The organism is Aeromonas sp. R5-1, from assembly GCF_040908265.1.
In the GTDB taxonomy this organism is placed as follows: domain Bacteria; phylum Pseudomonadota; class Gammaproteobacteria; order Enterobacterales; family Aeromonadaceae; genus Aeromonas; species Aeromonas caviae.
Genome location: NZ_JBFODJ010000051.1, coordinates 70,505 through 84,164 on the forward strand (window position 1 = coordinate 70,505; position 13,660 = coordinate 84,164).

The 13,660-nt window shown below is 62.9% G+C and carries 11 protein-coding genes; 6 read left to right on the forward strand and 5 right to left on the reverse strand.

Annotated elements, in window-relative coordinates:
• Positions 1-28 precede the first annotated feature (28 nt).
• Together AB5Y64_RS07535 and AB5Y64_RS07540 are read left to right on the forward strand one after the other, a co-directional pair.
• Positions 29-832, forward strand: coding sequence for a DUF2989 domain-containing protein (locus tag AB5Y64_RS07535; protein WP_039040319.1), 804 nt, complete (start codon positions 29-31; stop codon positions 830-832).
• Positions 829-1,386 carry an NUDIX domain-containing protein gene (locus AB5Y64_RS07540; RefSeq protein ID WP_039040318.1) on the forward strand — a complete coding sequence of 186 codons (558 nt, stop codon included), beginning with the start codon at positions 829-831 and terminating at the stop codon, positions 1,384-1,386. Before AB5Y64_RS07535 ends, AB5Y64_RS07540 begins: the two co-directional genes overlap by 4 nt.
• Before the next feature lie 62 nt (positions 1,387-1,448).
• Here AB5Y64_RS07540 and sppA read toward each other — a convergent pair whose 3' ends face one another.
• On the reverse strand, positions 1,449-3,293 hold the full coding sequence (gene sppA / locus AB5Y64_RS07545; RefSeq protein ID WP_039040317.1) for a signal peptide peptidase SppA: 1,845 nt from the start codon (positions 3,291-3,293) through the stop codon (positions 1,449-1,451).
• A 321-nt stretch (positions 3,294-3,614) separates the two neighbouring features.
• Between sppA and AB5Y64_RS07550 the strand changes: the two genes are divergently transcribed.
• The 3 genes from AB5Y64_RS07550 (at position 3,615) to AB5Y64_RS07560 (ending at position 7,915) form a co-directional block, all read left to right on the forward strand.
• Positions 3,615-5,642, forward strand: a complete 2,028-nt coding sequence (locus AB5Y64_RS07550) for an FAD-dependent oxidoreductase (protein WP_368203586.1) — start codon at positions 3,615-3,617, stop codon at positions 5,640-5,642.
• Between the two features lie 107 nt (positions 5,643-5,749).
• Entirely contained in the window at positions 5,750-6,298 is a 549-nt protein-coding gene (locus AB5Y64_RS07555) for an NAD(P)H nitroreductase (protein ID WP_010675416.1), read from the forward strand.
• Between the two features lie 588 nt (positions 6,299-6,886).
• Complete coding sequence (locus AB5Y64_RS07560; RefSeq protein WP_324606584.1) at positions 6,887-7,915, forward strand: methyl-accepting chemotaxis protein; 1,029 nt, start codon at positions 6,887-6,889, stop codon at positions 7,913-7,915.
• Between the two features lie 20 nt (positions 7,916-7,935).
• On the opposite strand, the gene AB5Y64_RS07565 is transcribed toward AB5Y64_RS07560, so the two are convergent.
• The 3 genes from AB5Y64_RS07565 to AB5Y64_RS07575 form a co-directional block, all read right to left on the reverse strand.
• Entirely contained in the window at positions 7,936-8,484 is a 549-nt protein-coding gene (locus AB5Y64_RS07565) for a sugar O-acetyltransferase (protein WP_039040315.1), read from the reverse strand.
• Between the two features lie 275 nt (positions 8,485-8,759).
• Positions 8,760-9,638 (reverse strand): 50S ribosomal protein L11 methyltransferase, encoded by an 879-nt coding sequence (gene prmA / locus AB5Y64_RS07570; protein ID WP_039040314.1) that lies wholly within the window; start codon positions 9,636-9,638, stop codon positions 8,760-8,762.
• 531 nt (positions 9,639-10,169) lie between these two features.
• Positions 10,170-11,186, reverse strand: coding sequence for a zinc-binding alcohol dehydrogenase family protein (locus tag AB5Y64_RS07575; protein ID WP_368203589.1), 1,017 nt, complete (start codon positions 11,184-11,186; stop codon positions 10,170-10,172).
• 100 nt (positions 11,187-11,286) lie between these two features.
• Between AB5Y64_RS07575 and AB5Y64_RS07580 the strand changes: the two genes are divergently transcribed.
• The gene (locus AB5Y64_RS07580) at positions 11,287-12,159 is read left to right on the forward strand and encodes a LysR family transcriptional regulator (protein ID WP_039040312.1); all 873 of its coding nucleotides are present in this window, start codon (positions 11,287-11,289) and stop codon (positions 12,157-12,159) included.
• Here the strand turns inward: AB5Y64_RS07580 and AB5Y64_RS07585 are convergent, their stop codons facing one another.
• Positions 12,160-13,584, reverse strand: coding sequence for a PTS transporter subunit EIIC (locus tag AB5Y64_RS07585; RefSeq protein ID WP_039040311.1), 1,425 nt, complete (start codon positions 13,582-13,584; stop codon positions 12,160-12,162).
• Positions 13,585-13,660 lie beyond the last annotated feature (76 nt).

Consider the following 13,660-nt stretch of genomic DNA (forward strand, 5'->3'; position numbering starts at 1 on the left):
TGCGATTGTTATCAACCAGATGTGAACCATGACCCTATTCTCACAGCGTCCGTTACTGCTTTCCCTCGCTTGTTGCCTGACGTTGACGGCCTGCGACGACGACAGGATCCACAACATCTGCTCCCAATATCCCGCCCTGTGCGCGGACCTGGTGGACGACGGCTGGTGTCGCTATGAGCGCAGCGACGTCATTCGCGGTCGTTACTATCTCCAGGAAGAGGGGACGGACAGGCGCAAGTACGATCTGATGCGCGGCCTGGAGCGTTATCTGCAGTGCGCCGAGCACTCCACCAACATTGAGTACAAGCGGGCCAGGGAGCAGAAGAGCCCCAGAGTGGAAGGGATGCTGGCCGCCGGCCGTCAACTGGAGCAACTGGACGCTCAGACCCGGGGTTCCCAGGATCCCTACCTGCTGCTCTGGCACTGGACCAACAACACCAGTCCCGAGGCCCGCGCCAGCTTCCTCGCGCAGGAGGGGACGCCGAGCCTCGAGGAGCCCGAGCTGCAACTGGCGCTCGGCGGCATCTATGCCAAGAGCGAGCCCGAGAAGGCCATCAGGCTGATGCACCATGCGCTCTCCCTCTATCGGGAGGGGGACAAGGTCAACAGCCGGATCCTCACCGCCCTCAGCACCCTCTACATGGGGCAGAAGCGATTTGATCAGGCCTATCTGTGGGGCAAGGTGAGCGAGTCATTCCAGGAGAGCCCCGAGGTCTCCGCCACCCGGCTCGGCATTTACCATGCCATCGGCAAGGAGGAGCAGGAGACGCTGGACGACCAGGCGGCCACCATCGTCGATGCACTCAGGCAGGGGAGCTACCACACACCATGAATCCGACCCTGTCAGAAGCCCGGGAGTGGGTCCATCCCTTCGATATCCGCCTCGTCCACGGCCAGATCCGCGGCGAGGACAGGGTGCTTGAACGGGCCACGGTGAGGGCCGTGGTGATGCGTGGTGATCGACTGCTGCTGGTGCACTCCCGCGTCAACGGGGATCTCATGTTCCCCGGTGGCGGCATCGAGCACGGGGAGGCGCACGATGCGGCCCTGGCCCGGGAGCTGCGGGAAGAGTGTGGCGCGGAGCTGGTGGCCGTGGGCCCCCTGCTGGGAGAGACCCGGGAGTATCGTGCCGCGCGCGAGCCGGATTACGATGCCTACTGCATCCGATCGTCCTATTACCTCTGCCGGGTCGGGGAGGACTGGAGTGCGCCGCGCCCCCAGCCCTACGAGATCCGCCTCGGCTTCACGCCGGGCTGGTTCCCCCTGGCCGAGGCCCTGCAAACCAACAAGACCCAGCTGGCGGGTCCCTGTCCCCAGTGGACGGCGCGAGAGACCCGGGTGCTGGCAGAGTTGCACCGCTGGCAAGCGTCCGGCTTGCTGACCTGACAAGGCCGCTTGCCCCATAAAAAAACCGCCTGTCGGCGGTTTTTTTATGGCTGTCCCCGGCGTCAGGGGAGACAGACCGGGCAGAAGGCGTAGGTGCCCTGGGGATCGTTGAAGCGGGTCAGCGGGTCCAGAGTGCGGTTCATCTCCAGCAGCGCCTTGCCAAGCCCGGCGGGCAGCCAGCTTTGCAGGTGCGGGGCCAGCGCCTGGGCGCTGCTGTCAAACAGCTCGCGCAGGAACTTGTCCCTGGCCGACTCTTCCGGTGCGATGGGGGTGACCTGCCAGCTCTTGAGGTTGGCGAGATCGGCGGCCGCCTTGAGGGCGTCATCCAGATTGCCAAACTCGTCCACCAGCCCCAGTGCCTTGGCATCCTGCCCGGTCCAGACCCGGCCTTCGGCGGCTTTTTCCGCCTCTTCCGGGCTAAGGCCCCGGCCCTTGCCCACCAGGCCGACAAAGCGCTGATAGGTGTCTTCCACACTCAGTTGAATGGCTTCACCCACGTGATCCGGCAGGGCACGGGTCAGCCCGACCCCCACGAAGTCGGTGGTGCCGACGCCGTCGGTGTGTACCCCGTACTGGGAGAGCGCCTTGTCGATGGTGGCGAACATGCCGAACACCCCGATGGAACCGGTGAGGGTGGTGGGGGAGGCGAAGATCTTGTCTGCATCGGCGGAGATCCAGTAGCCACCGGAGGCGGCGTAGCTGCCCATGGAGATGACCACCGGCTTGCCCGCCTGTTTCAGGGCCAGCAGTTCGGCGCGGATCTGCTCGGCGGCGAAGGCGCTGCCGCCGGGGCTGTCCACTCGCAGCACCACGGCTTTCACCTGATCGTCACGGCGGGCCTCGGCCAGCAGATCGGCAAGGCTGTCGCCGCCGATGGTGCCGGCAGGCTGGACGCCATCCATGATGGCGCCGCTGGCGGTGATGAGGCCAACCTCATCCTTGCCGCTCTGGGGGTACTGTTCCGGGATGGCGGCCAGATACTCTTTCAGGCCCACGCCCTTCCAGCCGTGATCATCGGCCTCGCCCACTTCCTTGATCACCGCCTGGGTCATCTCGTCGCGGGTGGCGAGCTGATCCACCAGACCGTTGTCGAGGGCGTAGCTGGCCGCATTGCCGCCGGCCTTGCGCAGCAGTTCGAGGAAGTGATCCTTGTTCGGTGCGACGGCATCCGGCTCGATCTCCCGCTGCTCCGCCACGTCGGCCACATAGGATTGCCACAGCTGATCCAGCCAGCGCTGGTTCGCCTCCTTGCTCTCGGGGGACATTTCGTCCCGGGTGTAGGGCTCGACGAAGGACTTGTAGGTGCCGACCTTGAAGACGTGCGGGGTGATGTTGAGCTTCTCCAGTGCCGACTTGAAGTAGGTCTGGTAGACACCCAGCCCCTCGATCAGCACGGCACCACTCTGGTTGAGCAGCACGTGGTCGGCGTGGGCGGCGAGCAGATAGGCCCCCTGGCTGTAGTAGTCCGCCATGGCGATGACCGGCTTGCCGCTCTCCTTGAAGGCGTCGATGGCGGCCGTCACCTCCTGCAGTTTGGAGAGGCTGGCCCCTTGCAGACCCTGGGGCTTGATCACCAGCGCCTTGATGCGATCGTCATCCTTGGCGTTCTTGATGGCCCACAGCAGATCGGAGAGGACGATCTCGCTGGGCAGTTCGTCGCTGTTGTCCACCTGGCGCAGCAGCTGCACCGTGGGATCGGTCTGGGTGCGCTGTTCCACCAGTACGCCGGAGAGATTGAGGGTGAGAGCCCCTTCGATGGGGGCGCTGGGGGCCTCTTTCTGGCTGACGCTGAAGACGATGATCAAGACCACGACGAGAAACAGCAGATTGACCAGCATCAAGCGGGTAAAGTTGAGCAGGCGCCAGAGGCTGCGAAAGAGCCATCCCAGACCTTTGAAAATAGACATAGCTGCGTTGTCGCCCTGTTAATGGGTTGAGAGCAGCCATTATTAACCAGTTGCGCAGCCAATTGCCATTTCCCCTTGAGTCGACTGCCTCCCCGCCACTTCGGAACACAGCTGTTCGCTGAAAAAATGTCCAAACATTTGTTTGAAAAAGAGTTTTCGATTCTTTACTCTAGCTCCAGTTTGATAACAAAAAATTAACTGAAAGGCCCGATGAGCCGGCCCCACCTCCACCTACCTCTTCTTTTTACTGCCCGTCACCCGAGGCAGCCAGGAAGGCTGGAGCATGACCCCGTGCACATCGACCTCGACAAGGAGTGCATCATGAGCCGTTATCCCACGCTGCTGACCCCCCTCGATCTGGGTTTTACCCAGTTGCGCAACCGCGTACTGATGGGGTCCATGCACACCGGCCTCGAGGAGGAAAAGGGGGGCTTTGACAAGCTGGCCGCCTTCTATGGTGAGCGGGCCCGTGGCGGGGTCGGTCTCATCGTGACCGGCGGTATCGCCCCCAATTTGCGGGGGCGGCTGGTGCCCCACGGCTCCCAGCTGAGCTTTCCCTGGCAGGTAGCCAAACACCGCAAGGTGACCGAGGCAGTGCACCAGGAAGGGGGCAAGATAGCGCTGCAGATCCTTCATGCGGGCCGCTACGCCTACCATCCGTTCAGCCTGGCGCCGAGCGCCCTCAAGGCTCCCATCTCCCCGTTCAAGCCGCGGGCCATGAGCGAGCGGCAGATCCGCGGCACCATTCGCGACTTCGCCGCCACTGCGGCGCTGGCCAAGGCGGCCGGTTATGACGGGGTCGAGGTGATGGGGTCGGAAGGCTATCTCATCAACCAGTTCATCTGCGAACGCACCAACAAGCGCACCGATAGCTGGGGCGGCAGCAGTGAAAACCGCATGCGCTTCCCGGTGGAGATTGTCCGCGCCATCCGTGAGCGGGTGGGCACGGATTTCATCATCATCTTCCGCCTCTCCATGCTGGACCTGGTGGAGCAGGGCTCCTCCCTTGAGGAAGTGATCGCACTTGGCCGGGCACTGGAGCAGGTGGGGGTCACCCTCATCAACACCGGTATCGGCTGGCACGAGGCGCGCATTCCCACCATCGCCACCAGCGTGCCGCGCGGTGCCTTCAGCTGGGTGACCGCCGAGCTGAAAAAGCACCTCAAGGTGCCCCTCATCACCACCAACCGCATCAACACCCCCGAGGTGGCAGAGCGCATCCTGGCGGGCGGGGAGGCGGACATGGTCTCCATGGCGCGCCCCTTCCTGGCAGACCCCGAGTTCGTCATCAAGGCGGCTGAAGACAGGGCGGACGAGATCAACACCTGCATCGCCTGCAACCAGGCCTGCCTCGACCACGTGTTCAAGCAAAAGCGTGCCTCCTGCCTAGTCAACCCCCGCGCCTGTTTCGAGACCGAGTTGACGTTTGGCCGGGTGCCCCAACCCAAGAAGCTGGCGGTGGTGGGGGCGGGTCCTGCGGGGCTGGCGTTTGCCTGCTACGCCGCCGAGCGGGGCCATCAGGTGAGCCTGTTCGATCAGGCGAGCGAAATCGGCGGCCAGTTCAACTTTGCCAAGCAGATCCCGGGCAAGGAGGAGTTTCACGAGACCCTGCGCTACTTCGCCAAACGGATGGAGAAGTGCGGCGTCGAGCTCTATCTGGGCCAGCGCCAGAGTGCCGAGAGCCTGCTGGGCGGCGGTTTTGACGAGGTGATCCTCGCCACCGGCATCCGCCCGCGCACTCCCAACATTCCGGGTATCGAGCATGCCAAGGTGATGAGCTACCTCGATGTCTTGCGTGATCACAAGCCGGTGGGCGAGAAGGTGGCGGTGATCGGCGCCGGCGGCATCGGCTTTGACGTGGCCGAATACCTGGTGGAGAAGAGAGGAGCGCCGGATGCTGAAAGCCATCGCGATCACTGGCTCAAGGAGTGGGGTATCGACAAGCAACTGGGTGAGCGCGGCGGCCTGACTACCCCCGAGATCGATGCCCCCGAGCGCCAGATCTGGTTGCTCCAGCGCAAGGAGAGCAAGGTGGGCGACGGCCTTGGCAAGACCACCGGCTGGATCCATCGCACCGTGCTCAAGAATCGCAAGGTGCAGATGCTCTCCGGCGTCCAGTACCTGCGTATCGACGATGCTGGGCTTCACATCCAGGTGGGCGACCAGCAGCAGTGCCTGCCGGTGGATCAGGTGATCATCTGTGCCGGACAGGAGCCCCTCAAGGAGTTGCAGGCCGGTCTGCAGGCTGCTGGCAAGCCGGTGCACATCATCGGCGGTGCCGACGTGGCCGCCGAGCTGGATGCCAAACGCGCCATCCGTCAAGGGGCGGAGCTGGCTGCCGTCATCTAGCCTCCCGGCCCTTTCGTATCCTGACAAACCCCTGAACCTCAGGGGTTTTCTTCATCTGGTGCTGTGCTAAGGTAGCGCCATCATCGCCTTTGACAAGGAACTGCCCCATGGATGCCCTCCATCTGTTACTCAATCGCCACTCCTGTGGTCGTCTGGCCGAGCCTGCCCCGAGTGGCGAAGTGCTCGACAATATCCTCAAGGCCGGGCTGCGGGCGCCGGATCACGGCACCCTGACCCCTTGGCAGTTCATCCTGTTTGAAGGGGAGGGGCGTGAGCGTCTGGGGACATTGCTGGCCGATGCCGCCCATGCCCGTGGCGAGGATGCGGACAGTGTCGAGAAGTGCCGCGCCGCGCCACTGCGTGCTCCCCTGGTGATCGCGGTGGCGACCCGTTATCAGGCGCACCCCAAGGTACCGAAACTGGAGCAGGAGCTCTCTGCCGGTTGCGCCCTGATGGCGATGCAGATGGCGGCCCAGGCCCAGGGCTTCAACGGCATCTGGCGCTCCGGCTGGTTCATCTTCGACGAGCAGATCCATGGTGCACTGGGGCTGGCACCGGAGGATCAACTGGTGGGCTTCCTCTACCTTGGTACCCCCATGCTGGAGGCCCGCAAGCTGCGCGAGTTGCCCATCCAGGACTTCGTGCGCAGCTTCTGAAGCACAGAACGCCAAAAGCCCTGATTATTCAGGGCTTTTTTGTTTTCTGACAGAGCCGTCAGGCTGTACTGATAAATGCGCACTTGCCAAGAGGGTAGAAGGGGGTTGGCCGGACATTTTTTGAATTGTGAGAGATTCTTCTCACTCCTGGTTTATTACGCTATGTAAAACGTTTGCGCCGCGTTATTATCCCACTGCCAGTTTAGAAGGTGACCCCTTCTAATTTTCTGCGATGAGAGTCGCAATTCCGTAGCACCTTTTTAGAGCCCAACGTCTTGATGACATTGGGCTTCATTTTTGCGGGATCGGCACGTCAGCGTTCTTTCTCCTCTGCCTCTTCTCTACCTCACCTTGTCTCTTTCCGGCGATCTTTTGCACAGCCATTGATGTGGTCTCGATTGGAATCAGGATCAGGGTCAAATATCCTGCATTTGCAGGTGAAATCCGGCCCGGGATCAGCCAGCATCGGCAGAGACAAGAGAGCCAGAGGCTTCCCTTCAATGTCGACTGCCCGCACCTTTGCCATCCGGAGGCCATATGTGGTTCAACCGCAAGCTTGAAAAAGAGAATCAACAGCTCAGGGAGACGATGCTTCTCAAAGAGCAGCAGCACCAGAGCGAACTGGCCGAATTGCGCGCCACCATCGGTGAATACGAGCACATGCAGCGCACCAGCCGGGAGCGTGGCGATCTCTTCAATCAGGTTATCACCTGCCAGAACCAGGGAGGTGAGATGCTGCAGAGCGTGCGGGAAGCGCTGGCTGGCAGTGCCGAGCACCTGATGGCTGAAAAGGGAGCGCTTTGCGAGCTGGATCAGCTCTTTGCCCAGACCCGGGGCGCCATCACTCGTCTCTCCGGTCGCGCCCATGCCATCACGGATGAGGCGGCTCGCAGCCTCGCAGCCGTCCATCAGCTCGATGCCAGTACATCCGCCATCAACCAGTTCGTGACCGCCATCCAGGGCATTTCGGATCAGACCAACCTGCTGGCACTCAATGCGGCCATCGAGGCGGCCAGGGCCGGTGAAGCTGGTCGAGGATTCGCCGTGGTCGCCGATGAGGTGCGTCAGCTGGCGAGCAAGGCTCATGAGGCCAGCAGCCAGATCGAGGTGCTGGTCAGGCAAATAGTGGCCCAGGCGCAGGAGATCAAGTCCATCATCGATGACAATCAGGCCAGTGCCGCCGAGGTGGCGACGTCCTCCTCCCAGATCGATGTGGTGGTGACCCAGGTGCTGGCACAATCAGGCCGGATGCAGCAGGTGATCCACAGTGCGGCCTCCACCTCCTTCCTCAATACCACCAAGCTGGATCACGCCGTCTGGAAGAACACCATCTATCGGCTCATCGATCAGCAGCATTTTCACGAGCCGGTGAGCGACCACGCTCAGTGCAGGCTGGGCAAATGGTATTTCGAGGGGCAGGGTGCGGAGCTCTTCGCCCACAAGCCGGGCTTTCGTGAACTGGACGGGCCCCACAAGCGGGTCCACGAGAGCGGCAAGGCCGCCCTGCACGCGCGCGAGCAGGGGGATATCAAAAGCATGGTCGAGCAGCTCAAGACCATGGAAAACGCCAGCATGCAGGTGGTGCACTGCATCGACCGCTTGCTGGAAAGCGCCTGAGCGAGCCTCGGGCCTTCCGCTCAACCTTTGACTGGCAGCAGCCGTGCCGGGTTGCCTGCCACCCTGGCACCGGCCGGGACATCTCTGGTCACGACCGAGCCCGCACCCACGACGGCTTCCCGCCCTATGGTGACGCCGGGCAGCAGGATGGCGCCGCCGCCTATCCAGACCCTGTCTTCGATGGTGACCGGCAGCGCCGTCTCAACCCCCTGAATGCGCTCATCGGCGTCCAGCGCATGGGCGGCGGTGTAGATCTGCACGTTCGGCCCAATCATTACCTCGGCGCCGATGCGAATGGTGGCATTGTCCAGCAGGGTGGCCCCCATGTTGATGTAGCTGCCCTTGCCAAGGTGGATGTGGCGGCCATAGGTGCAGTAGAGGGGCGGGCAGATGAAGGCACCCTGGGCCAGCTCGCCGACGATCTGCTGCAGCAGCGCCAGTTGTTCATCCTCCTCGTCGCTGCGATTGAAGCGGCGGTACAGGCGGGCCGTCTCCCGGCGCAACAGATCCAGCTCTGGTGCCATGCAGTTGTAAGGCTGGCTGGCGATCATCTTCTCGTATTCGGTCATGACTGGGCCTCGATGGGGTGGAGGAAGAGAGGATAAGCCATCGGGGGGCAGAGAAGCGTGAGGCTCTCCCCAGAGTGGGCAGAAGGAGAACGGGCGTCCGGAAACGACAAGGGCACCCTGGGGTGCCCTTGTCGTTCAGCGACCTAAGTGTTGCCGCCATGGCCTGTTGCTTGTCAGCCGAGTGTGCGGCTGATGGGTTGGCAACTGCCGTGGCTTGTTGTTTATCAGCCGAGTGTGTGGCTGATGGGTTGGCAGCCACCGTGGCTTGTTGTTTATCAGCCGAATTTGCGGCCGGAGAGGCGGCACCACTCTTCCTTCACCGCAGTCGGGTCCATTTCGAACCACTGGCCATAGATGGTCTCCAGCTCTGGCGCCTGGCTTTCCAGCACGCCGGAGAGGGCCATCAGGCTGCCCGCCTTGCCGTGGCCGGCGATAAGCGGCGCCAGTTCCCGCAGCGGGCCGGCCAGGATGTTGGCGACCACCACGTCCGCTTCGACGTCTTGCGGCTGATCCGCCGGCAGGTAGAGTTCGATCTGGTCGGCAACGCCATTTCGCTCGGCGTTGTCACGGCTGGCCTGGATGGCCTGCGGATCGATGTCGATGCCGATGACCCGGGCGGCCCCCAGTTTCAGGGCGGCGATGCCGAGGATGCCTGAGCCGCAACCAAAGTCGACCACGGTTTTGCCGGCCAGATCCAGCCCGTCCAGCCACTGCAGGCAGAGCGCCGTGGTGGGGTGGGTACCGGTGCCGAAGGCCAGGCCCGGGTCCAGCATGACGTTGACCGCATCGGGGTTCGGCACGTCGCGCCAGCTCGGACAGATCCAGAGCCGCTCGCCGAACTGCATGGGGTGGAAGTGATCCATCCACTCGCGCACCCAGTCCTTGTCTTCCAGCTGTTCGACCTTGTAGCCCACGTCTTCACCGAAGATCTGCTGGAAGAAGGCGATGGTGGGAGCCGGATCGGTTTCGGCATCGAACAGTCCCATTACTTCGGTCTCGCCCCAGAGCGGGGTTTCACCGGGCATGGGCTCATAGACGGGCACATCCTTGGCATCCATAAAGGTCACCGCCTGGGCCCCACGCCCCAGCAGCATGTTGCTCACCTTGTCTGCGGTCTTGGCAGTGGCGTTGATTCGAATTTGTATCCAGGGCATGGCGTCGGCTCTTCATAAATGTGAAACCGCGGGATTCTATCATCATGGACCCGTGCTGTCGTGGTTTGACCATGGCCTCATGGGGAAGGGAGGCAACCCTGCCAAGTTGGCACGGTTAATGTATTCCTTCATGGGTGACGGGAAGCAACTTGTTCCCGCTGAATGCTTTGCTCTATGAAGTTCCGTCATCTTTTTTCAGCCACCTTCGGGTGGCTTTTTTTATGCCGGCGCGCTGAAAAGCGGTTAATTGGGAGGGAAAAGCAGAGATTGGCACGCTATCTGCAAAGTTACAGATGTCCTGCATAAGGATATGTGTGTGATTGTTACCCCAACGTTCAGGTTTTTAGGGCCATCCCGACGGGATGGCCTCTTTTTTATGGTTTTTTCGGGGGAGATGCCCCGTCAGGGACAAAGGTTACCTGCGGGGCTGTGCACTCTTGGGGCTTGTCACTGGTGATTTCACCCCATGATGGTGCATTTATTTACCTACAAGGGAATAGTCAGGACGACGATACCCGCTCTGGCGGCGCCTCAGCGATGGAAGCCGCTCATGTCGATCACCAGCTTGCCCACCATGCGACCCGCTTCCAGCTCGGCATGAGCCCGGGCCAGGGTGAGGGGCGTCAGTTCGGGCACCACCTTGCTGAGGGTGGTCTTGAGCACCCCTTCATCGATCAGGGCCGCGACCCGGCCGAGCAGGTTGTGCTGCTCTATCATGTCCGGGGTCTGGAACAGGGAGCGGGTAAACATGAACTCCTGGCTGAAGGTGACGCTCTTTGGTTTGAGCAGACCCAGATCCCAGGGGTCACTGGACTCGGCGATGGTGCAGATGTGACCAAACGGACGGATGAGGCTGGCCATGGTGTTCCAGTGCTGCTCGGTGGCGTTGGTGCAGAAGATGGCATCCACCTCGCTGATGCCGAGTGCCTTGAGCTCCGCCTGCAGATGGTGATGGCTCACCACCTGGTGGGCTCCCATGTCCAGGCACCATTCCCGGGTTTCTGGGCGCGACGCGGTGGCGATCACCTCCATCCCGGTGAGCTGGCGGGCGAGCTGGATGGCGATGGAACCGACCCCGCCGGCGCCCCCGATGATCAGCAGTCGCCCGGTGCTTTCTCGGGTAAGGCTCATGCGCTCGAACAGGGTTTCCCAGGCGGTGATGGCGGTGAGCGGCAGGGCGGCGGCTTCCAGATCGGTCAGGGTGACTGGGGCGATGGCGGCAATGCGCTCATCCACCAGTTGCAGGGCGCTGTTGCTGCCCGGGCGGCTGATGTCGCCGGCATACCAGATCCTGTCACCGGCCTTGAACAGGGTGACGTCGCTACCGACGGCGATCACTTCGCCCACGGCGTCCCAGCCCAGCACGCGGGGGCTGCTTTCGACCTTGTCCTTGGGGGCGCGTACCTTGGTGTCGACCGGATTGATGGAGGTGGCGTTGACCCGTACCAGCAGATCCCGCGGGCCCGGTGTCGGATCGGGCAGATCGCTCTCGATGAAGCAGTGGGGGTGGTTGCTTGGCAGATAGTGAGTCAGGGCGATGGCTTTCATGGCTTTTCCTTTCAAATAGCAGTGTTCGGGATTGCCACTCACTCTAGTCTGGATAATTATCAAGATTAAGATGGGTAATTGGTAAAGACTGTTTGAATATATGAACAATGTCGAACTGGAGTTGATGGGGCTGTTCGCCACCGTGGTGGAGCAGGGGAGCTTCACCGGGGCGGCCGAGGTGCTCGGCATGCCCAAGTCCTCGGTGAGCCAGAAGATCTCGCGCCTCGAATCCCGGCTCGGGGTGAGGTTGCTGCAACGCACCACCCGCAGGCTCAGCCTGACGCCCCAGGGGGAGGTCTATGTGACCCATTGTCAGGAGCTGCTGGCACTGGCGCGTAGTGCCAACCTGGCGATGGCGCGGTTGCGCGAGGCTCCTGGAGGGCGGGTGCGGATCACTGCTCCCGAAGCCACGGGAACCTTGCTGCTTGGTCGGATACTGGCCGAATTTCGCGCCCTCTATCCCGAGGTGGTGCTGGAGCTGACCCTTTGCGATGAACAGCTGGATCTGGTGGGGGAAGGTTACGATCTGGCGCTGCGGGCAGCGCCGCTGAAAGATTCCAGCCTCATCTGCCGGCGCATCGGCCAGGTGGCGCGCCATCTGGTGGCATCTCCCGGTTACCTGGCGGCCAACGGGACGCCGCTCCAACTCTCGGAGCTGGCCGGACACGCCTGCCTGGTACATGGCTCCTTGCCGGTGTGGCCATTGCAGGAGGGGGGCTGGCGCCCTCGCGGGGCCTGCCAGAGCAACAGCCTGCTGGCGCTGCGGGAGCTGGCACTCCATGACGGGGGGATTGCCCTGCTGCCGGCCCATGTCTGCGGCGACGATCTGGCGGCGGGGCGACTGCTCAAGGTGCTGCCGGATCTCCTGGTTCCGGTGAACCCCTTCTATCTCATCTACCCGAGCCGGGAACACCTGGCCCCCGCCCTTCGCAGCCTGATGGACTTCGTGGCCGAACGTCTTCCCTTCGCCTGATCACTGGTGCTGGCCAAGGGGAGCCTGAGCCGGTTCGAGACCGAGCGGGACCGACTGGCGTTCCGCCAGCATGCGGATCTGCCCTTCGATGAGGCCGGCATGGGGGCCGAGCACCAGCACCAGCTGATGTTCGTTGAGCACGACCCAGGAGAGGCAGCCCAGTCTGGCCAGGCAGGATTGATCCACCAGGGCCATGTCGCGAACCCGCAGGCTGAGGCGGGTCAGGCAGACGCTCATGGCCTGCAGGTTGTCCATGCCCCCCAGCATCTTGAGGTACTGGATAGCCAGCATCTGGGGATCGGTGGGGGCCACGGTCGCGAGCCGGGAGAGATCCTCGGTGATAGGCTTGCCCGGCAGACTGAGGGGGGCGTGTTCCAGCAGCCGGGAGAAGAGCAGGGCATAGACGACGAAGAAGAGGATGCCCAGGGGGATGAGCCAGAAGCTGTGCAGACCGGCGTGGTAGCTCAGCACCAGATCCAGCAATCCGGCAGAAAAGTAGCTGCCCACCTGGATGTCGAGCCCGCTGCAGATGGCCAGCGACAGACCGGTCAGCAGGGCATGGGCGAGAAACAGCCAGGGAGCGGTGAAGGCAAACAGGAACTCGATGGGCTCCGTGATGCCCACCAGTGCCGAGGTGAGCGCCAGGGTGAGCAGCAGCCCTCCCTGGGGCAGTTGCTGCATCCGCTGGCGATGGATCCAGATGGCAAAACAGGCGCCGGGCAGGCCGAACATGATGACCGGATAGAGCCCGGCCACATAGCCTTCATGCAGTGGCTGGGCGGTCGAGAGGGCTTGCAGGTTGCTCTCCCCGAGCCCGATGAGGCTGCCCAGCACCTGGTGCAGACCGAGGGGGATCAGCAGCCGGTTCAGCACGCCGTAGCAGAAGGCGCCAAATGGCGTGGTGAGCAGATCGGAGGCGAGCAGGGTGAGCCCCTGTTCTAGCAGCGGCCAGAGGATGGAGAGGGGGATCACCAGCAGCAGGCAGGTCAGCGCCGAGAGCAACATGCCCGGCAGATCTTCCTGCAGGGGGAGCAACCAGCCCGGCAGCCGCAGAGCGCGGGCCCGGGAGCAGACCATGGCGGTGACGAGCCCGGCCAGCAGGCCGCAGATCATGTCCGCATGCAGCCCGGGCACCAGGGTGCCCAGCGCCGAGCTCAGCAGCAGGAAGTTGACCGCACCGGCGAGCGCCTGGGCTCCTTGCCCCTGGCGACTCAACCCGAAGGCGATGGCCACCGCATAGATGAGCGGCATCTGGCTGAAGAGGGCGCGACCGGCGAGGGAGAGCACGGCGAGATCCAGCACGTCCGGTTGGCCGAGCCGGTGGAGCAGGGCGGCCAGGGGCAGGATGGAGACGGGCAGCAACAGGGCATAGCCGAGGCGCTGCAGGGACTGGGTCAGGATCTTTCTGGCGTTCTGGACTGGCATGGGGGCACGGTATTTGTGACGTGGCGCACATTTTACCCGTGAGCCCCCATTTGGGAATAGGCGAGCCTTCCTTTAT

Coding starts and splice junctions, on each gene's coding strand:
- AB5Y64_RS07560 (WP_324606584.1), top strand. CDS start 6,887: ATGCTTCTCAAAGAGCAGCAGCACCAGAGCGAACTGGCCGAATTGCGC.
- prmA (WP_039040314.1), bottom strand. CDS start 9,638: ATGCCCTGGATACAAATTCGAATCAACGCCACTGCCAAGACCGCAGAC.
- sppA (WP_039040317.1), bottom strand. CDS start 3,293: ATGTCTATTTTCAAAGGTCTGGGATGGCTCTTTCGCAGCCTCTGGCGC.
- AB5Y64_RS07555 (WP_010675416.1), top strand. CDS start 5,750: ATGGATGCCCTCCATCTGTTACTCAATCGCCACTCCTGTGGTCGTCTG.
- AB5Y64_RS07550 (WP_368203586.1), top strand. CDS start 3,615: ATGAGCCGTTATCCCACGCTGCTGACCCCCCTCGATCTGGGTTTTACC.
- AB5Y64_RS07540 (WP_039040318.1), top strand. CDS start 829: ATGAATCCGACCCTGTCAGAAGCCCGGGAGTGGGTCCATCCCTTCGAT.
- AB5Y64_RS07565 (WP_039040315.1), bottom strand. CDS start 8,484: ATGACCGAATACGAGAAGATGATCGCCAGCCAGCCTTACAACTGCATG.
- AB5Y64_RS07580 (WP_039040312.1), top strand. CDS start 11,287: ATGAACAATGTCGAACTGGAGTTGATGGGGCTGTTCGCCACCGTGGTG.
- AB5Y64_RS07535 (WP_039040319.1), top strand. CDS start 29: ATGACCCTATTCTCACAGCGTCCGTTACTGCTTTCCCTCGCTTGTTGC.
- AB5Y64_RS07585 (WP_039040311.1), bottom strand. CDS start 13,584: ATGCCAGTCCAGAACGCCAGAAAGATCCTGACCCAGTCCCTGCAGCGC.
- AB5Y64_RS07575 (WP_368203589.1), bottom strand. CDS start 11,186: ATGAAAGCCATCGCCCTGACTCACTATCTGCCAAGCAACCACCCCCAC.